Below are 21,095 nucleotides of genomic sequence, written 5' to 3'. Positions count from 1 at the left end.
GCCCTGGACACTTCGATGGGCGGAGCCGGGTGGCTCCCCCAACGTCACCGGCAGGTCTTCGGGCTCGCGGGCGTGGTCCTGCCCACTACTGGGCCGGCTTCCTACTGGCCGTCGCTTCCCGGATCTCTCCAGTGCTCGTGACGGCGGTCGTTCCCGCTCACCGCTGCGGGGCAGCCCCGGAATCGCACCAGGTTCCCTTTTGCTCCGCCCCGAGGGGCGAACCAGCGACGACCAGGATCCTACATCTAGTGGCCCTTCTCGCAACTACCCCAGCATGTTGTGTCAGCCGTGTCGAGCATGCCGAGATCGCGGAGCACGGCCCTGGTCCTGCCGATCTCCGAGGCGAGCCACTGTTCGAAGTCGTCGCCGCTGAGCGGGATCGAGGTCCAGCCCTCCGTGCGGCAGGCCGCCCGCCAGGTGGCGGACTCCGTGACCTCGTCGCAGAGCCGGATGGCGAAGTCCTTCCTGTCCTCGGTCATCCCCTCGGGCCCGACCGCCGCGCACCAGTCGGCGAAGTCGAGCCGCACCCCGCACTCCAGCAGGCTCGGCGCCTCGACACCGTCCACCCGGCGCGCGCTGGAGACGGCGAGCACCCGGACCCAGCCCTTGTCGATGGCCTTGCGCCAGTCCGCGAGCGTGCCGGTCGCCGCCGCGGCCTTGCCGCCGAGAAGCGCCGACGTGGCCTCCGCGCTGCCGGGGAAGCCGGTGTAGTCGACCTGCCGGGTGTCGGCGCCGAGCCCCTTGGCGATCAGCCCGAACAGCAGGTGGTCGGGCTCGCCCTGCGGCCCGCCCGTCAGCGGCGTACGGTCGGGGTGGGCGAGCAGGTGCGCGCCGAACTGGTCGAAGGTGGCGAACTTGGAGTTGGCGGGCACCACCACGACCTCGATCTGGCCGGTGAGCCTGGCCAGCGGCGTGGCGGTGTCGAGCAGGGACAGCCCGTTGTTGAGCTCGGTCGCGGCCAGCGCGGGCAGCCCTGTGACGGTGATCCTGGTGGCGGGCGGGGTGCCGGAGACCGGGAAACCCTCCCCGCGGGCGGCCTCGACGAGGGCCCGGGCGACGCGGGCCCAGCGTCCGCCACCGGGAACGATCGCGAACCGGCCCAGCATGCGGGCCGCGCTGACGGCGCTGCTTCCGAGGTTGCTCTCCGTGCCACACCCTGTCGCGCAGGCCATCATCCCAAGGCCGAGCGCGAAGAACCCCCGTCGGCGCATGGCGGTCCCTCCCCTCGCACCCCAGCAACTACCCCACGTCACCGACACTTAACCCATCGTCACACATCGGGCACTCACTACCGGAGATCACGAAAAGTCACGAAAAGCTCGGGAGCGCTTCTAGGAGTGCTTCTGGCCGACGCCGACGAGCAGGTACGAGGGCAGCGAGGGCTCGCTGACCAGCCTGGGCCGGTCGGGACGCCAGTCGGGGGCGTGCACCAGGCCCGGCTCGACCAGTTCGAAGTCCCCGAAGAACGCCCGGATCTCCCTTGGGGTCCGGTCGGTGCCGGCCCCGGCCGACGTGGGCCGGTAGAGCGCCGCCGTGCCCTCGTCGAAACGCCCGCGCGAGGTCGCGTGGGTGAGCACCAGATGGCTGCCGGGCGCCACCGCCTCGCGCAGCCTGGTCACCATCTTGCCCGGGTCGCGGGCGTCCGGGAGGAAGTGCAGGATCGAGACCAGCAGCACGCCCACCGGCTCGTTCAGGTCGAGGAAGCGGGCGGCCTGAGCCAGCACCTCGTCGGGGTCGAGCAGGTCGGCCTGGACGAAGACGGCCCGGCCCGCCTGCTCCAGCAGCGCCCTGGCGTGCGTGGCGACGACCGGGTCACGGTCGACGTAGACGACTTTCGCCTCCGGCGCTACCTCGTGCACGTTGCCCTGGGTGGGCAGCCCGCTGCCCAGGTCGAGGAACTGGCGGATGCCCGTGTCCACCAGGTAGCGGACCGCGCGCTGGAGGAAGGCCCGATTGGCACGCGCGAGGGGTACGGCTTGCGGGATCAGCGCCGCAAGCCGGTCGATCGCCTCACGGTCGATGGCGTAATTGTCTGTGCCACCGAGCATGTAATCGTACATTCGTGCGAGATTTGGCGTGTGAGCATGGAACTCAGGCACAGTTTCGATCTTAAGTCCTGCCGGTCCACTTATCACGGGCTATGTGCCTATTGTTGCCGCCGTGTCGTAGCAGTTACTCGACTGTGACGCTCTTAGCCAAATTGCGTGGCTTATCCACATCACGGCCGAGGGCCACAGCGGCGTGATACGCCAGCAGTTGCAGCGGGATCGTGAGCAGGATCGGGTCGAGCTCGATCTCGTTCTTCGGCACCACGATGACGTCGTCGGCCAGCTTGGCGTCGGGTTCGCGGTGGCCCACCATGAGCACCTTGCCGCCGCGGGCGCGAATCTCGCCGAGCGTGGTGAGGTTCTTGTCGAGCAGTTCGTCGTCGGGGACGATCGCCACCGTCGGCATCTCCGGCCCGATGAGGGCGAGCGGCCCGTGCTTGAGCTCGCTGGCGGGATAGGCCTCGGCGTGCACGTACGAGATCTCCTTGAGTTTCTGCGCGCCTTCGCGGGCCACGGGATAACCGCGGACCCGGCCGACGAACATCATGCTCGGATAGTTCGCGTACTTCTGCGCGAGCTCGGCGATCTTGTCGCTCTGCGCCAGGATCTCCTCGATCTGGCCGGGCAGCCTGCGCAGGCCCTCGCAGACGCGGCGGCCGTCGGCGGGCGAGAGGTCGTGCACCCGGCCGAAGTGCAGCGCGAGCAGTGCGAACGCCAGTGACGTCGAGGTGAACGCCTTGGTCGAGGCGACCGAGACCTCGGGCCCGGCGTGCAGGTAGACGCCGCCGTCGACCTCGCGGGCGATGGCGCTGCCGACGGCGTTGACGATGCCGATGACCCGGCCGCCCTTGCGCTTGAGCTCCTGCACGGCCGCGAGCGTGTCGTACGTCTCGCCCGACTGGCTGATCGCGACGTAGAGCGTGTCGGGGTCGACGACCGGGTTGCGGTAGCGGAACTCGCTGGCCGGCTCGGCGTCGGCCGGGATGCGGGCCAGCTCCTCGATGAGCTGGGCGCCGATCTGGCCGGAGTAGTACGCGGAGCCGCAGCCGATGATCTTCACTCGGCGGAACGAGCGGGTCTCGCGGGCGTCCATGTTCAGGCCGCCCAGGTGGGCGATGTGGAAGCGCTCGTCGAGGCGGCCGCTCATGGTGCGCGAGACCGTGTCGGGCTGCTCGGAGATCTCCTTGAGCAGGTAGTGCTCGTAGCCGCCGGTGTCGTAGTGCCCGGCGTCCCAGTCGACGGTCAGCGGCTCCTTGGCGGTCTCGCGCGCGTCGCTGGCGAAGGTGTGGAACCCGTCGGCCTTGAGCACGGCCAGCTCGCCGTCCTCCAGGTGCACGACCTGGCGGGTGTAGCGGACGAGCGCGGCCACGTCGGAGGCGGCGAACATCTCCTTCTCGCCGATGCCGAGCACGATCGGGCTGCCGTTGCGGGCCACCACCACCTCGCCGGGCCGCTCGCTGTCGACCACCGCGATGCCGTACGTGCCGACGATGCTCTTGAGCGCCTTCCTGACGGCCTCCTCCAGCGTGTCGGTCTCCTCGGCGGTACGGGCGATCAGGTGCGCGAGCACCTCGGTGTCGGTCTCGGAGACGAACACCGCCCCGTCGGCGGTCAGCTTGGCGCGCAGCTCGTTGGCGTTCTCGATGATGCCGTTGTGCACGACCGCGATCCGCTCGTCGGACGACAGGTGCGGGTGCGCGTTGACGTCACTGGGCACGCCGTGGGTGGCCCACCGCGTGTGGCCGATGCCGAGACCGCCCTTGAATCTCGGGGGTACGACCTTCGCCAGGTCGGCGACCCTGCCCTTGACCTTGCGTACCTTGAGTCCCTTGTTGGACACGACGACGCCGGCCGAGTCGTAGCCTCGGTATTCCAGCCGTTGCAGGCCCTCCAGCAGGATAGGCGCCGCGTCCTTCGAACCGACATAGGCCACGATTCCGCACATCCGACGCTCTCCTCTGTCCGTTCTTGTTCGCTTTTACGCGCTTTTAGTAGCTTTTAAGCTACTGTGTGTCTTTATCGGTGCGCCTTTATCCGTACACGACCCGGCGCAGTTGCCGGAGCGACAGCTCCGGCGGTGCCACCCGGCGCCCGCGCAGCTCCGCGGCGACCCGGGGGAAGATCTCGTCGTTGGTGAGGCCGCGGGATTTCAGCTCGCCGTGACGCCGCCGGACGAACTCCTCGACCGGCTCGGAGAAGTACGACAGCACGTCGGCGACCACGCGCGCCGCCTCACCGGGACCGAGACCGCTGGTCCTGACGAGATGGGCGACGAGGTCTTCGTAGGGATGACGTGCGGGGGACACAGACGAGGACACTACGCAGCCGGGATGCGACATGCCAATATCCTGCCCGAAATCGGGCAGGATATGCGCTACCGCACGCTCGAACGGCCCCATCCTCGGCCCAGGCGCCGACAGGCGAAGGCACCGGCCGCCATGCCGAGGGCGATGAGGACGGCTGCGGGGCCCGCCGTGCCGGGCACGTCACCGCGTACCGCGGCCTGCAGCATGGTCGTCGCCCAGTAGCCCGGCGAGAACGGCGCGATGGCCTGCGCCCATGACGGCATCAGCGCGAACGGCACCAGCGCCCCGCCCAGCGCGCTGACCGACAACGCGCCGATGTTGCAGAGTGTGCTGAGCTCGCCGTGGCTGCGGACCACCGCGGCGAGTGCCGTACCCACGCCGAGCAGGGCGAAGCACCACGCGGCGACGGCCAGCCCGAGCGGCCAGAGCGGCCCCGCGGGCCGCATGCCCACCGCGAGGATCCCGTAGCCGAGCAGGACGACCTGCTGGGCGGCCAGGATCGCGAAGACCGGCAGGGTCTTGCCGATGATCAGCTCGGGCACGCGCGCCCTGGTCGCCCTGATCCGGTCCCAGGTGTGCCAGACGCGCTCGGTCAGCACCGCCGTCGCCACGTCGGCCATCGACAGCACCGAGAACATCACCAGCATCCCGGTGACCACCTGCACGGGCCGGCCGAGCATCGACTTGAAGACCAGCATGAGCACCATCGGCATCACCAGGTAGCTGACCAGGTGGGCCGGGTCCCGCCTGCGGAGCAGCACGTTGTGCCTGACCAGCACCGCGATGCGATGGAGCGAGTCACGCGACATCGGACAGCTCCTTGTAGAGGTCGTCGAGCGAGGGCTGGCGGATGTCGATGGCGCGTATCGGCCGGTCGAGGCCGCGCAGCAGTTCGGCGAGCGCGGCCGTGGGGTCGACCGTGGTGACGGCGAGCTCCTCGTCGCCGTCGAGAGTCACCCGCACCTCGCCCGGCAGGCCCTTGAGCAGCTCTTCGCCGGTGCCTCTGGCGATCACCCGGCCGTTCTTGGCGACCGCGACCGTGGCGCCGAGCTCGGCCAGTTCGGGCAGGTAGTGGGTGGCGTAGACGATCGTGGCGCCGTTGCTCGCCCGATGTCGGACGGCCGCCAGAAGGGCGGCTCGCGTCTCAGGGTCGGCGCCGACCGTCGGTTCGTCCAGCAGCAGTACGGCGGGGTCGGCGACCAGCGCGGTGGCGGCCTGGGTGCGGCGCTGCTGGCCGCCGGACAGGACGCCCACCCGCCGGTCGAGCTCGCCCGTCAGCAGCAGTTCCTCGGCGATCCGGTCGATGGCCTGCTTGAGCGCCGTACGGCGGAGCCCGGCCAGGCCGCCGAAGAAGCGCAGCGTCTCGCGGACGGTGACGCTCGGGTAGAGCGCGAGCTGCTGCGGCGCCACCCCCACCTGACCCTTGACCACGATATTTCCGGACTCGGGGCTGAGGAGGCCTGAGGCGATCTCGAAGAAGGTCGTCTTGCCCGCGCCGTTGTGGCCGACCAGGCCCGCGATCTCCCCCGGCTCCACCTCCAGGCAGAAGCCGTCCAGCGCGGTCACCTCATGGAAGCGCTTGACGAGTGCCGTCACCTTGAGCATGTCCCTGCCTCTCTTGGTCTACTTTGTAGACTGATCCATTGGTCTACGTTGTAGACTGCTCTACAACGTAGACTGACGCGGTGCGGAAACTCAAGACCGAACGGCAACCGGAAATTCTCGACGCCGCCCTCGCGATCGCCGACGAGCGCGGGCTCGATGCCCTGACCATGCGAGCGGTCGCCGAGCGCATCGGCGTGACGCCCATGGCCATTTACGGATATTTCCGCAACAAGAATGAGTTGCTGGACGGGCTCGTCGGACGGCTGCTGACGAGCCTCCCGCAGGGCCTGCCGGGCGAGACGTGGGATCAGCGGCTCGGAGCGTTCGCCTGGGCGACCAGGCGGCTGGCCCGCGAGCATCCCGGCGTCTTCCCGCTGCTGTTCGCCCGGCCCTCGATCACGCCGGACGCGGTCGCGGTGGTGGACTTGATCTACCAGGCGCTGATCGACGCGGGTGTGCCCGACGCCGACGTACCGAGGATCGAGCGCCTGATCACCACGTTCGTGCTCGGTTTCGCGACGTCCGAGGCCAATGGGCGGTTCTCGGCGTCCGGTGACGGCATCCGGTCACGCCGGGCCCGGGGCGACTTTCCCGCGCATCAGCGATTGATGGCCCATCTCGACTCGCCGACCGATCTGGACGCCGAATTCGCCGCCGACCTCGCCGACCTCGTCCGTATCATCCGCCCCGTCTGACACACCCTTAACAGGGAATGGTTACGGTGAGTAGCGTCGCTGTGCCGTTCCGTGGGGGTCGCCATGTTGCTGTGGGTCGTCGTGAGTCTCACCGCGTCCACCGTCGCCGTTCCTGGGCTGCCGAGCCAGGGCGGTCTGGGGCTTCAGGCCGACGTAGGGCATCGGACCGACTCGAGACGTCAGACCGACGCGAGACATCAGGTCGGCGCGAGACGTCAAGGTGACTTCGCGGCGGCGGCGCGGGAGTACGGGGTGCCGGAGAGTGTGCTGCTGGGCGTGTCGTACCTGGAGTCCCGGTGGGACGCCAACGCCGGGGCGCCCAGCGTGGCCGGAGGTTACGGGCCGATGCATCTCGTGGACGCGCCGCTGCGGCTCGCGGAGCGGCTCACCGGGCTGCCGGCCGCGCGACTGCGTACCGATCCCGCCGCGAACATCCGGGGCGGCGCCGCCGTGCTCGCCTCCTACCAGCGACGGCCCAGCGCGAACCCCGCCGACTGGTACGACGCGGTCGCCCGCTACTCGGGCGCGCCCGGCCCGCAGGCGGCTCGCGCCTTCGCCGACGAGGTGTTCGCGGTGATCCGCACCGGAGCCACCCGCCGCACGGACGACGGGCAACCGGTACGGCTGGCGGCCATCCCCGCCCTCTTCCCACCCGCGCTCCCCCACCCGCTCCACCCCCGCCCGCTCGGTCCCAACCTTCTCGACCCCAGCACTCTCGACCCCAGCACTCTCGGCACAGTCACGAGCCGCTCGGCAGCCCGCCGCACAGCGGACCTGGCCCCTTCAACGTCACTCGCAACCGACAGAGACCCCTCAGCTCCCCCCGAACCCGAAGCACACGACCCAGCGCAACCCGTTCCCGACCAGACGCAACCCACAGCCGACCCAGCGCAGCCCACCACCGACCAGCCCCGGCCCGCTACCAGCCCGGGGCGATCCACGACCGACCAGACGCGCCCCCCGGCCGGCTCGGGGCGGCCCGTCGGCCTGACGCAGTTCGCATCCCAGGGCGACCCAACCCCGCCGCCCGAAACGGACGCGGACGAGCCGGCGGCAGGCGAGGGCCGCGCGAGTTCCCCCACCCCACCCAGAAACCCGAACATCGAATGCCCCGCCTCACTGGCCTGTGAGTGGATGCCTGCCGCCTACAAACGCACCGACACGGGCGGCTACGGCAACCACGACACCCTGAACCACCCCAGACGCATCGACTACATCGTGATCCACGACACCGAGGGCACCTACGCGGGCGTCCCGTCGATGGTGCACGACCCGAAGTACGTGAGCTGGCACTACACGATCCGCTCCAGCGACGGACATGTCGCCCAGCACGTACGCACGAAGGACATCGCCTGGCACTCCGGCAACTGGGACGTCAACGCCCGCTCCATCGGCATCGAACACGAGGGCTACTTGGCCAAAGGCGGCACCTGGTACACCGAGGCCATGTACATCGCGTCGGCCAAACTCGTGAAATATCTGGCCGCCAAACACCACATTCCACTCGACCGCGCACACATCCTCGGTCACGACAACGTACCGGGCTCGAACCCGACAACACTCTCGTCCATGCACGAGGACCCGGGCCCGTACTGGGACTGGGCGCACTACTTCGACCTGCTGGGCAGCCCCCTCAAAGCAGCCAAGAAGGGCACGTCAGTCATCATCCGCCCCAACTACGACGCCAATCAGCCGCAGTTCACCGGCTGCGCCACCAAGCCCGCCAAGGCCGGCAAGCCCTGTCCCCCGCACGGCGCCTCCTCGGTATGGCTGCGCACGGAGCCCCGCGAAGACGCCCCGCTCGTCGACGACATCGGCAAACGTGTCGGCAAGCCCAGCACGTACAGCGTCTACGACCACAGCGCCCGCGCCTCGACCGGCCAGCGCTACGCCGTGGCCGGCCGGGCGGGCGACTGGACGGCCATCTGGTACCTGGGCGGCAAGGCCTGGTTCTACAACCCCGACTCCGCCCCCAACGCCATCCCGGCGAGAGGCCCGCTGGTCACTCCCCTCAGGAAGCACGTCAAGGTGTACGGCCTCGCCTACCCCGGCGAACCCGCCTATCGCCGCAGGGGCGTCACCTACCAGGCCCCGACCCCGCTCACCTACGTCATCCAGCCCGGCCAGTACTATTCGCTCGGCCTCACGCTGCACGGCTCCTACCAAGCGGCGAAATCCTTCAACCCGGCCGGGCACGTCATGGTCAAGGGCAAGATCCGCTACCACCAGATCCAGTTCGGCCACCGGGTCATGTACGTCATGGCCAAGGATGTCCGAGTGACCCGCTGAATCTCACCCGCGCGCCCGCGCACCGCGCACGTGCACTCTCCGAAGGCGATATGGTTTTCCCGTGGCCGGTCATCGCCGGAAACACGCGGAAGTGGCTCAGTGGTAGAGCATCACCTTGCCAAGGTGAGGGTCGCGGGTTCGAATCCCGTCTTCCGCTCGGAGTGCAATCTCCTGGTGGAGTGGCCGAGAGGCGAGGCAGCGGCCTGCAAAGCCGTCTACACGGGTTCAAATCCCGTCTCCACCTCGGTCGCAGGACAGCGGACCCTCCCGGGTCCGCTAAAGTTAAGTGTGGCGCCACGCGGAAGTGGCTCAGTGGTAGAGCATCACCTTGCCAAGGTGAGGGTCGCGGGTTCGAATCCCGTCTTCCGCTCGGAGTTTTCTAACTCGATATGGACGATTAGCTCAGCGGGAGAGCGCTTCCCTGACACGGAAGAGGTCACTGGTTCAATCCCAGTATCGTCCACCACGCTCTCACAGCCCCGGACTCACCTGAGTCCGGGGCTGTTTGATGTGATCTAGTGCGACTCCAGCACAGAGTGCCGGCGGCCGTAAGCGAAGTACACGATCAGCCCGATCACGAACCAGACGAGGAACCGCAGCCACGTGACCGGCTCCAGGAAAGTGATCAGCCAGATGCTGAAGATCACCCCGACGGCCGGTGTCACCGGCATTCCCGGCGTCCTGAACGCGCGGGGCAGGTCGGGCTGCCGGTAGCGGAGCACGATCACCGCCACGCAGACGACCACGAACGCCAGCAGGATCCCGATGTTCGTCAGCTCGGCCGCCTCCCGGATGGGCAGGAACCCGGCGATCGCCGCCGAGGCGAAGCCCACGATCCAGGTGACCCGCGACGGCACCCGCCGCACCGGGTGCAGCTTGGCGAACCACTGCGGCAGCAGCCCGTCCCGGCTCATCGAGAACCAGACCCGGGTGACGCCGAGCATGAAGGTGAACATGACCGTGAGGATGCCGATGATCGCCCCCACCGCGATCAGGGACGCCAGCCCGGACAGCCCGACCGAGGCGAACGCCGAGGAGAAGCCGCTCTCCGGGTCGATGTCCCGGTAGTTCTGCATGCCGGTGAGCACGAGTGTGGCCAGCACGTACAGCACCATGGAGATGATCAGCGAGTAGACGATCGCCTTCGGCATGTGCCGCCGCGCGTCCCGCGATTCCTCGGCCGCGGTGCTCATCGCGTCGTAGCCGAACACCGCGAAGAACACGGTGGCGGCCCCGGTGATCGCCCCGCCTACCCCGAACGGGAAGAAGGGGTGGTAGTTGGCGGGGTTGATGTGGAGGGCGCCGACCACGATCACCAGCAGCACGACGGCGATCTTGATGCCCACCACGATCGTCTCGAACCTGGCCGCGGCTTTGATGCCGAGGTTCAGCAGGCAGGCGATGAGCAGGCACAAGAGCACCGCGAACAGGTCCACCACGTGCCCCTGACCGGTGCCGGGCGCACCGAGCATCCACGCGGGCAGTTGGAACCCGAACTGCTGGACGAGGAAGCCGAAGTAGCCGGAGATGCCGATGGCCACGACCGCGACGATCGCGGTGTACTCCAGCAGCAGGTCCCAGCCGATGAACCAGCCGACGATCTCCCCCAGGACCGCGTAGCCGTAGGTGTAGGCGGACCCCGCCTTCGGGATCATTCCCGCGAACTCGGCGTACGAGAGCGCCGCGGCGGCGCTGGCGACCCCGGCGATGAGGAACGACACGAGCACGGCCGGTCCAGCGGTCTGGTTGGCGACCGCGCCCGCCAGGGCGAAGATCCCCGCCCCGATGATGCCGCCGACCCCGATGGCGGTGAGCTGCCACAGGCCGAGTGACCTGGACAGTTCGCCCTCGTGTTCGGTGGCGATCTGTTCCACCGGTTTGCGTCTGAAGACGCCTCGCGAAGTGACCATGACGCCCCCGCTGACTGATTGTCGGGCCCCGTGCGTCCGGTCTTCCCCCCTAGGGCGTCCCTAAGCCCACTACAACCGGGCGGCCGGTCAGGCTACTGCATGTACCAGGCCTGGTCGGCGATGGTCTTGCAGGTCCACTGGATCGCCCATTTGCCCTTCCTGGCCTCGCTCTTGCCGATGGCCAGGCACAATCCGGTGGCCCTGTTCTGGAAGCGCTGGTAGTCGTCGTAGGCCCATTCCTGCTCGATTCCGCCGTCGGTGCACGGCCACTGGATCACGTACTTGCCCTTCCGCCGGTCACCGTGGGCGATCGCGAGGCACATGCCCGTCTTGGCGTTCACGAGTTTGTGGTGCGAGTAGATCCACTGCTGGTCCTTGAGCCCGTTGCACGACCACTGGATGACCCGCTTCCCCTTCTTCACCTCGCTCTTGCCGACGGCCAGGCATAGTCCGGTAGCGGCGTTCTTGAGCTGGCGGCCGGGAGCGGCGGCAGCGGAGGCGGGTACCACGACCGCGGCGGACAGTGCGGTGACGAGCGCTCCGGTGGCGAGAGTCCTGGAAAGAGTGCGCACGTTGCAGCCTTTCGTTGGTGTTTAGGTAGATCGTCCGAAGCTTTAGATGCCGCCGGGCCGTACATGGTTGTCGATTCACGCACTTGGTCAAATGGTCGCTACGCGGTCTAATGACGGGTGTGTGAGCCTGCGCCTTGTGGAGGAAAGATGACCGCATCGGCAGCGGACGTCCTGGCGAACATCGATCTGTTCGCCGATGACCAGCGCGAGCATCTCCTTGAGGCGCTGGCCGTCGCGCGCAAGGAATGCCCGGTCGTGCACACGCGCAGTGACGGTGGTTACTACCTGGTCACCCGCTACGAGGATGTCCGCACAGTCTGCCTGCGACCGGCGATCTTCAGTTCGGCGCAGCCGGGGCTGCGCGGTGTACCGGTCCGCCTGATCCCGCTGGACGTCGACCCGCCGGATCACCGTCAGTACCGCAGGTTCCTCGACCGGTACTTCTCGCGCTCGTTCCTGCTCCGCCACGAGGAGCAGCTGCGCGAGATCGCCCGGGACGCCATAGCGGGATTCATCGGCGACGGCCGGGTGGAGATGGCGCGTGACTACGCGGTGCCCTTCATCGCCGGGTCACTGGCGCGGGTCGTCTTCGCCACCGACAACCTGGAGCTGATGAGGCGGGGGGTGGCGGCGGTCAAGCGGTGTGCGTTAGAGAGCACGCCCGAGACCTTCGAAGCGGTCGCCCTGCTCGCGATAGAGGCGGTCGCCGAGGCAGGCGACCGGTCGGCGGACGACCGAAATGTCCTCGGCGCCCTGGCCGGGGCGAGCATCGACGGGCGCCCCCTGACCGCCGGGGAGCAAGTGGCGATCGTCACCACGCTGCTGCTCGGCGGCCTGGACACGACACGTGGCGCGATCGTCAACATCGCCTACCATCTGGCCACCCGCGAGGATGTCGAGCCGATCCTGCGGACTCCGGACTGGTGGCGCGGGCCGCTGGATGAGTTCCTGCGCTTCGAGACGACCGTGGCGTTCATGGCCCGTACGGTGACTCAGGACACCGAACTCGCCGGGACCCCGCTGAAACCGGGAGATCGGGTCGTCGTGCAGTTCTACTCGGGCAATCGCGATGCCGCGCGCTTCGACCGCCCCGACGAACTGGTCTTCGACCGGCACCTCAACCCGCACCTGGCGTTCGGGGCGGGTGTGCATCGCTGCCTCGGCCAGCACTTCGCCCGGATTCAACTGATGATCGCCTTCGAGGAACTGCTCAAGCAGGCGACGAACTTCCGGCTTGAGGAGGGCGCCGACATCCCGCGTCAGGCCGGCGTGCCCTTCGGCAGCCCGGCCGAGCTGCACCTGACCTTCGACCGGCGCTGAACTAGGGGCGAGGCGGTGGCCCGGCCTTGCGGCCGACGCCTACGATCACCCACGCCTTGTCCGACCTCTCGGACAGGAAGGGGCTGTCGGGCCGCCACTCACGGACGTACACCAGACCGGGCTCGACCAGGTCGAGTCCGTCGAAGAAGGGCAGCACCGTCTCGCGGGTACGGGCGCCGCCATCGGCGTGGCCCAGCATCTTGCGGTAGACGTTGACGATCGGCTCCGCGGCCTCCGGGCGGGAGTCGAAGACGACATGCGTGATGACGATGTGACTGCCGGCCGGTAACGCGTCCCGCAGCTCGGCCACGCGCTGGAAAGGGTGGCTGCTGTCCGGGATGTACTGCAGGACGCCGAACAGCAGCACCGCCACCGGCCGATCGAGGTCGATCACCGCTCGCAGATCGGGGTCGGCGAGCAGTTCGGTGGGATGCGTGATGCCGCCCTTGACGACGGCCGTCCTGGGCCCCTTGGCGAGGATCGCCCTGCCGTGAGTGAGCACCACCGGGTCGGTGTCGACATAGACCACACGGGCGTCAGGGGTGAGGGATCGGGCCAGTTCGTGCGTGTTGAGGTCGCTGGGGAGCCCCGAGCCCAGGTTGATGAACTGGGTGATGCCCTGCTCCACGAGAAACCGGATCACGCGTACGTGGAACGCCTGATGCTCCTGCGCCATGACGCGCACTTCCGGCGCGGTGGCCAGCACCGCCTCCGCCGCCTCCCGGTCAACGGCGAAGTTGTCCTTGCCACCGATGAAGTAATCATGCATCCGGGCGAGGTTTGGTGTGCTGGAATCGATACCTGCGGACCACCGGGCCTCGTCACTCATGCGTTGCATCCTCCACCGGTCGATTAGCTCTTTGATTATGCCCAACGACAGCAAGCTACGCTGCGGACAGGTGACCCGAAACCCCCCAGGGGCCGACGAACCACCAGATTCGGTCACCCGCGTGCGTCTCCGGACTCTTCATCCGCGGCTCGGGCCTGATCCCCGAACCACACGGCGATCTGGGCGCGTGAGTTGAAGCCGAGTTTGTTGAGGATGTGCTCGATGTGCGCCTCGGCGGTGCGCTGGGCGATCACCAGCGCCGCGGCGATCTGCTTGTTGGTCATCCCCTGGGCGACCAGCGCGGCGATCTCCCGCTCACGGCGGGTGAGCCGCGCCGGCTCCGTCTGTGCCTTCTCGTCGGGAGGAGTGTCCTCCTGTAGTGCGTAGCCGAGCGCCTCGTCGTAGGAGAGCCGGCCCCCTTTCCTGACCGCGGAGTCGAAGGCCGAGTCTCCAAGAGCATTGCGCGTACGACTCTCGCATTCATCGTGATAGCGCACCAGGTGCCCGAATCCAGACAGCGGCGCGCCGATCGACCGCCAGACGGTCTCCAGGATCCCCAGCAGCCGGGCGGCCCGCTGGTAGTGCTTCTCCGTCGCGGCGATCCAGGCCAGCACCTCGAGATTGACCCCGACGCCCAGCGGATCGTCGAGCGAGCGGTTGAAGATCAGGCTCTGCTTCTCGAGTTCGGTCGCGCGCTGGAGGTCTCCCTGCCGCCACACCTCCACGCCGAGCGCCATCATCGTGTACGCCTTGTGCCAGCCCTCCCCGTGGGCGTCGCACACGGCAAGGCATTCTTCGCCCAGCGAGATGGCCTGCGCCGAGTCGCCCAGGTACGAGTGCGCGAGGGACAGCCGGATGAGGGCCAGGGCCAGACCGACGGGGTCCTTGGTGGTGCCGTGCCGCGTCACCGCCTCCTCGTAGAGACCGATCGCCGATTCGGTGTCACCGCTGTACATGGCGATCATGCCCGAATAGAGCGCGACGTAGCCGCGGACCAGCTCGTCCCCCAGTTGCTCCCCCAGGACCCGGCTCTCGTCCAGCATGGTCGTGGCGGAGGTGATGTCGGCCTGGATGATGGCCAGCCAGCTGTTGGCCCACAGCGCCCTGGCGCGTACCTCGCTCGGTTCGGTGTCCAGGGCCAGCCCCCGGTCCAGCCACCGCCGGCCCTCGGCGAGGTAGTAACTGGTGATCCAGTGATAGAGCAGGTCGGCGGCCATGCCCAGGCCGGCCCCGGCCTCCGCCGGGTCGCCGTAGTAGCTTTCGATCGCGGTACGCAGGTTGGCGTGTTCGAGCTGCAGCCGGGTGAACCAGGTCACCTGCGACGGCCCGAACAACTCCGCCCGCGCCCGCGCCGCCAGTGCCCGGTAATAGTCACGGTGTCGCTGTTGCAGCGCCATCTCCTGGCCCGCGGCGATGAGCCGTTCGCGGCCGTACTCACGGATCGTGTCCAGGAGCCGGTACCTCACGCCGGGACGCTGCTCCTCCCGGAGGAAGACGGACTTGTCGACCAGGCCGATCACCAGGTCGATGACCTCATCGCGGCTGATGCTCTCGCCGGCGCAGACCGCCTCCGCCGCCTCCAGGTCCAGGCTGCCGGCGAACACCGACGCGCGCTCCCACAGCAGCCGCTCCCGCTCCGAACACAGGCTGAAGCTCCAGTCGATCATCGCGCGGAGCGTCTGGTGGCGGGGCAGCGTCGCCCGCGACCCCGCGGTGAGCAGCCGGAACCGGTCGTCCAGACGGTCGAGCAGCTGCTTGACCGACAGCGCCCGCAGCCGGACGGCCGCCAGTTCGATGGCGAGTGGCAGACCGTCCAACCGGCGGCAGATCCGCAGCACGGCGTCCCGGTTGTCCTCGGTGATGGCGAACGCCGGCAGGATCGCCCGGGCCCGCTCCGTGAACAGCTGCAGCGCGTCGCACTGCATGAGCGCCTCGATGGGCATCCCCGGGCTGTCGGAGACCGGCAGCGGAAGCGTCGGCACGGGCAGCGTCTGCTCGCCGGTGATCCCCAACGCGTGCCGGCTGGTGGCCAGGATGCGCAGCTCAGGGGCGGCACGAAGGAGCGTCTCGGCCACCACGGCACACTCGTAGACCAGGTGCTCGCAGTTGTCGAGGATCACCAGCGCCTGCTTGTCGCGCAGGTGGCTGATGAGCACCTGCATGGGCGAACAGACGGTATGATCGCGAATCTCCAGGGCCTCGGCCACGACCTGGGCGAGCAGGTCCGGATCCGTCAGCGCGGCGAGTTCGACCAGCCACACGCCGTCGCGGAAGGCCCGCCGCACCTCGATCCCCACGCGCAAGGCCAGCCGGGTCTTGCCCACCCCACCGACGCCGAGCAGGGTCACCGCGCGGGATGTGGACAGGAGCTGTTTGACCTCGGCCACCTCGTGCCGACGTCCGACGAAACTCGTCACCTCGGCCGGCAGCCAGCCGATCTGCTGCCGCCGGGAGTTGCCTGCCACCACCGTTGCCATCGACGCCCTCTTGTCGGCCCGTCAGCAGGTCACCACAGCGCGATATCCGGGCCTCTCACTCTCCAGGTTATGCCCAGGCCGATTCCTGCGCACAGAGCCGGGAGCGCGGTGGTGCATCTGGAGGCGTGGACATAGCCTGGTGGTGATGGCGCGGTTACCGAAGCATGAGGTGACCCGCCTACCACACGGGGTGAATGTGGTGGTGACAGGCACCAAGAGCCGACCATGTCGAGTCCATCAGTAGACGTACCCAGCCTCATCGGGCGCAGGCACGAGCTGTCGGCTGTGCGGCGCATGCTGACCGGCACGCGGTTGCTGACCCTGACGGGCACCGGTGGAGTCGGCAAGACCCGGCTGGCCGTGCAGGCGGCCAAGGCCCTGCGGCGGACGTTCGCGCACGGGGTGGAGCTGGTCGAGCTGGCCTCCCTCGAGGACGGCGAGCTGCTGGAGCCGACCGTCGCCGCCGCGCTCGGCCTGCGGGAGATGGCCCCCTCCTCCATGACCACGCTGGTGAACTATCTGGCCGACAGACGGATGCTGCTGGTGCTGGACAACTGCGAGCACCTCCTGGAGGCGTGCGCCCGCCTGACGAGCGGCCTCCTGCGCGGCGCCCCGCGACTGCGGATCCTGGCGACCAGCCGGCAGGCGCTCGGCGTGTACGGCGAGCAGGTGCTGAACGTGCCGCCGCTGTCGGTGCCTGATTCCGGCACCGCGGTACGCGACATCCTCCGCCGCGACGCGGTCCGCCTGTTCGTGGAGCGAGCGGCTCAGGTACAACCCGAGTTCGCCGTCGACGCGGGCAACGCCGAGACCGTGGCCCGGCTGGCCCAGCGCCTTGAGGGCATCCCGCTGGCGATCGAGCTGGCCGCGGTACGGCTGCGTACGACGCCGGTGGAGCAGCTGATGCGGGAACTGGACCAGCACTTCGAGGTGCCGGCCGAGCACGCCCGCTCCGCGCTGCCACGGCACCAGTCGCTGCGCGGGACCCTGGACTGGAGTTTCGGGCTGTGCTCCGGGGCCGAGCGGCGGTTGTGGAGCCGGCTGTCGATGTTCGCCGGTGGCGTCGACCTGGAGGCGGCGGAGGCGATCTGCTCGGGAGCGGAGATCGACCAGCCGGATGTCATGGAGCTGACCGCCGGTTTGGTGGACAAATCCGTGCTCATCGCGCAGCAGCGAGAGGTCGGGGTGCGCTACCACATGCTCGACAGCATCCGCGCGTACGGCCGTGAGCGGCTGACCGCCGCCGAGACGCAGAAGCTGGGCAGCCGATACGTCGAGTATTACCGGCAGGTGGTCGATCGGCACCGGCTGGAGCGGCTCTCTCCCCATCAGCTCGAAGGCTTCAGGACACTGCAGTTGGACAGTCCCAACGTGCGCGTGGCGCTCGACCTGTGCTTCGGCCGGGCGGCCCGGGCCGCCGTGGGGCTGGAGATCGCCTCGGCGCTGTGGGTCTTCTGGATCATCGCCGGTTCCATCACCGAAGGCCGGCACTGGCTGGAGCGTGGCCTGCAACTCCTGCCGGAAGCGAACAGCACGCGGGCCAAGGCCCTGTGGGTCGACGGCCTGCTGGCCCTCCATCAGGGCGATCTGAAGGCGGCCATGCCGCGGCTCGCGGAATGTCATGCCCTGGCCCGGCGGCTGGGCGACCGGTCGGCTCTCGCGTTCGCCACCCAGGTGTCGGGCATCGCCGCGTTCTCGGCAGGTGACCCCAAGCAGGGCCTCGAACTCCTGGAGAAAGCGCGCGCCGAACACCTGGCCGCCGGAGACATCGACGCCGCCAGCATCAATCTCTTCTACGCCGCCGTCTATGGCTCGGCCGAGGTCCCGGAGCTCGGCATCAGCCTGAGCGAGCGGTTCCTCGCGCTGTGCGAGGCGCGGCACGCCCAGGTGTCACGCGGGTACGCGCTGTTCGCCTTGGGCATCGCCGCGTGGAACCAGGGTGACTGGCGCAGAACCGAGTCCCTGATGAGGGAGGCGGCCGAGTTGCGGAGCTTGATCAACGACCGGTGGGGCCTCACGCAATGCCTGGAGGTCCTCGCCTGGACCGCCTGCGCGCAGGGTCTGTATGAGCGCGCGGCCCGGATACTCGGCACCGCTCACCCGCTGTGGCGGGCGATGGGCGCCTCGCCGTCCCGGCTGTTCCCGCACGTACGCGGGCACGAGCAGTGCATGGCGCGGGCACGTGCGGAACTGGGTGGACGGGCGTTCTCGGCGGTCTTCCGCCAGGGGTCGCGGCTCGGGGTGGAGCGGGCGATCACCTACGCGATCAAGCAGTCCGACACCGAATGACCGGTGCCCGAAGATTAGAGGGAACGCCGGGCCGATCTCGGCGGTGACCGATCGGCTCCGGCGTTCCTCTGAGGGGGTTTCACCATGGCTCATGGATCAGTACGGCAGCCGCCGTCCTGACGGCGTCCGCAGATCTGGCCGATGGTCGGTGGTGCGGACGGGACGCTTGCGGACACGGATCTGACGCATGGAATCTCTCTCATAGCCTTTCGGGAATGCGGGCTCGCGGGCTCAGCTCTCGGCGATGGCACAGGCCGGCAGTTCGAACCAGACGACCTTGCCCCTGCCGGTGCGGACGCTGCCCCAGCAGCACGACAGCATGTCGACCAGGCGGAGCCCGTGGCCTCTCTCGTCGTCCGGGCGGGGTGCCGCACCCGCCTGCGGCAGTTCGGGATTGGCGTCCTCGACCTCGATGCGCAGCAGCCCGTCCTCAGCGGTGAAGCTGAGTTCGACGGTCCCCTTCACGTATTTCAGCGCGTTGGTGACCAGCTCGCTGACGAGCAGTTCGGCGACATCGCCCTGACCGGAGTATCCCCAGTCGATCAGCAGTTCACGGGTCAGATGACGCGCCTTGGGCACCGAGCTGGGCTTGTGCGGGAGCCTCCATGAGGCCACCCTCCGCGCTCCGGCGAGGCGGTCATCCTCCGCCGTGACCTTGAACCTGTGCCGGCCATGCACACCATCCCCAGACAGCGCAGACCCCATGCCTGCTCCAAGCAGTAGGCGGCGAAGCGTCTCGCCTCGCGTTCGGGAACGTAGGGGGGCGGTTTTGGGGGGCTGATGCTTATACATGGCGCGGAGCCTCGATCCTCACTTCCGGGCTGAACTGGTGCTTTGGCCACCAGCCTTGCTCACATCCCGCGACGACAAGATGTGATAAATCCCCATACCACTACCTATTTCCGACTACGTAGGTACTACCTACTTGGCGCAGCGCGATAGCATTCTGTAGTTAAATGGTTACGTTATGTAGTTTTCCTGTCGGGCATCGGTGCAGAGGACCTCGCCCGACCGGAAGGAAGCCGATGCGCACCCTCACCCGCGCGGCACCATCACCCGAGAACGCGCCGTCCGCCTTCCTGCTCCCCTGGACCTGGAGGCTGGTCCGCGAGGTCGCCTCCGCCTGACCACCGCCCCGCACCACGCCGGGAACCCCGCCCCGGCCACAAGCCACCCTCCGCACAGCCGAAACCTCCGCGGTCACGCCCGCGGAGGTTTCGGTCTGCAGGAGCCCGTGGAGTCCGGCGACCATCGAGATGTACGGTTCCCAGGAACGCTCCATAACGCCAGAATTTTCAGCAATCGCTAAACTCCACTAAAAGACGTCCATATCCCGAAACAGGGAGGATAGTGGTCATCCGCGTTATTTATCCGATTTACCGGAATAGATTTCGGACAGATCGTTCCTTGCTTAATGTCATGCGCCATAACCGCGACCTGCGCTTATCGCATACCCGCCGCGCCGCCCAGACTCTCGCCAGACAATCGACGAATAGTCAGGAATGTAGAAAATATTTGCGAGTCAAGCCGGAAGTATGATCGATTACCACCGTGAGAGACTTTCTCATCGTGGGCGGCGGGGTCGCCGGTGCCAGCGCCGGATACTTCCTCGCCGAGTCCGGCAGCGTGACGCTGCTCGAGATGGAGCACGCCCCCGGCTATCACTCGACCGGACGGTCCGCCGCGCTCTTCTCCGAGTATTTCGGCAACCAGGCCGTACGAGCGCTCACCGCCGCGAGCCGCCCGTTTCTCACCACACCACCGCCCGGCTTCACGGACGGTCCGCTGCTGACCCCGCGTGGCGTGCTGACGTTGTGCCCGGCCGGCGCGGTGGAAGCGGCCGAGCGGTTCGCCGAGATGCTGGCCGACGGGCTGTCGGCCCCCACTCCGGTCCGTGAGATCGACCCCGACGAGGTGCGTCGGCGCTGCCCGATCGTGCGGTCCGGCTGGTACAGCCGCGCCATGCTGAAACCCGCGGCGATGGACATCGACGTGGACGCGCTCCACCAGGGCTTTCTCCGCGGCATCCGGGCGCGCGGCGGCCAGGTGATCACCTCGGCGCGGGTGCGGGGGCTGTCCCGGCGCGGCGGGCTCTGGCGGGCGGCCACCGACGCGGGCGAGTTCGCCGCGCCGACCGTGGTCAACGCGGCCGGCGCGTGGGCCGACGAGGTTGCCGAGCTCGCGGGGGTGCGGCCCGTCGGCCTGCGGCCGCTGCGCCGCACCGCCTTCCTCGCCGATCCGCCCGGCGGAGTCGACGCGGCCCGCTGGCCGATGGTCACCGACGTGGCGGACACCTTCTACTTCAAACCCGAGTCGGGACGGCTGCTCATCTCGCCGGCCGACGCGACACCGATGCCGCCCGGTGACGTCCGTCCCGATGACCTTGACATCGCGATCGCCGTGGAGCGATTACACCAGGCCACCACGTTGGAGATCCGCAGTGTCCGGCACGCGTGGGCCGGCCTGCGTAGCGCGGTGGCGGACGAGACGCCGGTGGTCGGCGAGACACCGGACGCGCTGGGCTTCGTCTGGCTGGCCGCGCTCAGTGGTTACGGGGTTCAGACCGCACCGGCCGTCGGCCGGATCGCCGCCGCGGCGGCGCTGCGCGCACCGCCGGATGCCGCGTACGCCCACCTCTCACCAGAACGCCCACTGCTTGACCTGCGCACATGGAACGACATGGAACGCCTATGAGTCAGGCGGCAGGGGCGTGGCACCGGCCCAGGTTCAGAAGGGGCCCGGCCGGCATGGGGGC

General features: G+C 68.5%; 16 protein-coding genes, 4 tRNA genes and 1 riboswitch. Of the genes, 9 read left to right on the top strand and 11 right to left on the bottom strand.

What is annotated here, in order from left to right:
• Positions 1 to 31: 31 nt before the first annotated feature.
• Positions 32 to 241, bottom strand: a riboswitch (cobalamin riboswitch).
• A gap of 4 nt (positions 242 to 245) precedes the next feature.
• The 6 genes from ACGFNP_RS29595 to ACGFNP_RS29570 form a co-directional block, all read right to left on the bottom strand.
• Entirely contained in the window at positions 246 to 1,211 is a 966-nt protein-coding gene (locus ACGFNP_RS29595; protein ID WP_358324917.1) for a tripartite tricarboxylate transporter substrate-binding protein, read from the bottom strand.
• 120 nt (positions 1,212 to 1,331) lie between these two features.
• A complete protein-coding gene (locus tag ACGFNP_RS29590) occupies positions 1,332 to 2,099 on the bottom strand; it encodes an SAM-dependent methyltransferase (RefSeq protein WP_393324524.1) in 768 nt (255 codons plus the stop codon).
• A gap of 73 nt (positions 2,100 to 2,172) precedes the next feature.
• Positions 2,173 to 3,993, bottom strand: a complete 1,821-nt coding sequence (glmS, locus tag ACGFNP_RS29585; RefSeq protein ID WP_358312268.1) for a glutamine--fructose-6-phosphate transaminase (isomerizing) — start codon at positions 3,991 to 3,993, stop codon at positions 2,173 to 2,175.
• An 85-nt stretch (positions 3,994 to 4,078) separates the two neighbouring features.
• Positions 4,079 to 4,387 carry a hypothetical protein gene (locus ACGFNP_RS29580; protein ID WP_393324521.1) on the bottom strand — a complete coding sequence of 103 codons (309 nt, stop codon included), beginning with the start codon at positions 4,385 to 4,387 and terminating at the stop codon, positions 4,079 to 4,081.
• 35 nt (positions 4,388 to 4,422) lie between these two features.
• Positions 4,423 to 5,163 carry an ABC transporter permease gene (locus ACGFNP_RS29575; RefSeq protein ID WP_393324518.1) on the bottom strand — a complete coding sequence of 247 codons (741 nt, stop codon included), beginning with the start codon at positions 5,161 to 5,163 and terminating at the stop codon, positions 4,423 to 4,425.
• Positions 5,153 to 5,959 carry an ATP-binding cassette domain-containing protein gene (locus ACGFNP_RS29570; protein ID WP_393324515.1) on the bottom strand — a complete coding sequence of 269 codons (807 nt, stop codon included), beginning with the start codon at positions 5,957 to 5,959 and terminating at the stop codon, positions 5,153 to 5,155. Before ACGFNP_RS29570 ends, ACGFNP_RS29575 begins: the two co-directional genes overlap by 11 nt.
• Positions 5,960 to 6,039: 80 nt before the next feature.
• Between ACGFNP_RS29570 and ACGFNP_RS29565 the strand changes: the two genes are divergently transcribed.
• The 6 genes from ACGFNP_RS29565 to ACGFNP_RS29540 all read left to right on the top strand — a co-directional run bounded on the left by ACGFNP_RS29565 (position 6,040) and on the right by ACGFNP_RS29540 (position 9,409).
• Positions 6,040 to 6,654, top strand: coding sequence for a TetR/AcrR family transcriptional regulator (locus ACGFNP_RS29565; protein ID WP_358312280.1), 615 nt, complete (start codon positions 6,040 to 6,042; stop codon positions 6,652 to 6,654).
• 63 nt (positions 6,655 to 6,717) lie between these two features.
• Positions 6,718 to 8,943, top strand: a complete 2,226-nt coding sequence (locus ACGFNP_RS29560; RefSeq protein WP_393324511.1) for an N-acetylmuramoyl-L-alanine amidase — start codon at positions 6,718 to 6,720, stop codon at positions 8,941 to 8,943.
• Positions 8,944 to 9,028: 85 nt separating this feature from the next.
• A tRNA-Gly gene (locus ACGFNP_RS29555) sits at positions 9,029 to 9,100 on the top strand.
• 16 nt (positions 9,101 to 9,116) lie between these two features.
• Positions 9,117 to 9,187 (top strand) — tRNA-Cys (locus ACGFNP_RS29550).
• Between the two features lie 54 nt (positions 9,188 to 9,241).
• A tRNA-Gly gene (locus ACGFNP_RS29545) sits at positions 9,242 to 9,313 on the top strand.
• A gap of 21 nt (positions 9,314 to 9,334) precedes the next feature.
• Positions 9,335 to 9,409 (top strand) — tRNA-Val (locus ACGFNP_RS29540).
• 49 nt (positions 9,410 to 9,458) lie between these two features.
• Here ACGFNP_RS29540 and ACGFNP_RS29535 read toward each other — a convergent pair.
• Complete coding sequence (locus ACGFNP_RS29535) at positions 9,459 to 10,817, bottom strand: amino acid permease (RefSeq protein ID WP_358312286.1); 1,359 nt, start codon at positions 10,815 to 10,817, stop codon at positions 9,459 to 9,461.
• A gap of 128 nt (positions 10,818 to 10,945) precedes the next feature.
• Positions 10,946 to 11,425 (bottom strand): RICIN domain-containing protein, encoded by a 480-nt coding sequence (locus ACGFNP_RS29530; protein ID WP_358312289.1) that lies wholly within the window; start codon positions 11,423 to 11,425, stop codon positions 10,946 to 10,948.
• A 147-nt stretch (positions 11,426 to 11,572) separates the two neighbouring features.
• Here ACGFNP_RS29530 and ACGFNP_RS29525 point away from each other — a divergent pair, with 147 nt between their 5' ends.
• The gene (locus ACGFNP_RS29525) at positions 11,573 to 12,745 is read left to right on the top strand and encodes a cytochrome P450 (RefSeq protein ID WP_393324506.1); all 1,173 of its coding nucleotides are present in this window, start codon (positions 11,573 to 11,575) and stop codon (positions 12,743 to 12,745) included.
• Position 12,746: 1 nt separating this feature from the next.
• Here ACGFNP_RS29525 and ACGFNP_RS29520 read toward each other — a convergent pair whose 3' ends face one another.
• Both ACGFNP_RS29520 and ACGFNP_RS29515 read right to left on the bottom strand, forming a co-directional pair.
• Complete coding sequence (locus ACGFNP_RS29520; protein ID WP_393324503.1) at positions 12,747 to 13,574, bottom strand: SAM-dependent methyltransferase; 828 nt, start codon at positions 13,572 to 13,574, stop codon at positions 12,747 to 12,749.
• A gap of 113 nt (positions 13,575 to 13,687) precedes the next feature.
• Positions 13,688 to 16,051, bottom strand: a complete 2,364-nt coding sequence (locus tag ACGFNP_RS29515; RefSeq protein WP_393324500.1) for an ATP-binding protein — start codon at positions 16,049 to 16,051, stop codon at positions 13,688 to 13,690.
• Positions 16,052 to 16,276: 225 nt separating this feature from the next.
• Between ACGFNP_RS29515 and ACGFNP_RS29510 the strand changes: the two genes are divergently transcribed.
• Positions 16,277 to 18,340 (top strand): ATP-binding protein, encoded by a 2,064-nt coding sequence (locus tag ACGFNP_RS29510; RefSeq protein WP_393324497.1) that lies wholly within the window; start codon positions 16,277 to 16,279, stop codon positions 18,338 to 18,340.
• Between the two features lie 231 nt (positions 18,341 to 18,571).
• Here the strand turns inward: ACGFNP_RS29510 and ACGFNP_RS29505 are convergent, their stop codons facing one another.
• Entirely contained in the window at positions 18,572 to 18,955 is a 384-nt protein-coding gene (locus tag ACGFNP_RS29505; RefSeq protein WP_393324494.1) for an ATP-binding protein, read from the bottom strand.
• A gap of 936 nt (positions 18,956 to 19,891) precedes the next feature.
• Between ACGFNP_RS29505 and ACGFNP_RS29500 the strand changes: the two genes are divergently transcribed.
• Positions 19,892 to 21,034 carry an NAD(P)/FAD-dependent oxidoreductase gene (locus tag ACGFNP_RS29500; RefSeq protein WP_393324491.1) on the top strand — a complete coding sequence of 381 codons (1,143 nt, stop codon included), beginning with the start codon at positions 19,892 to 19,894 and terminating at the stop codon, positions 21,032 to 21,034.
• Positions 21,035 to 21,095 lie beyond the last annotated feature (61 nt).

This window comes from Nonomuraea sp. NPDC049269, assembly GCF_043197155.1.
In the GTDB taxonomy this organism is placed as follows: domain Bacteria; phylum Actinomycetota; class Actinomycetes; order Streptosporangiales; family Streptosporangiaceae; genus Nonomuraea.
This window is presented reverse-complemented; position numbering and strand designations above follow the sequence as displayed.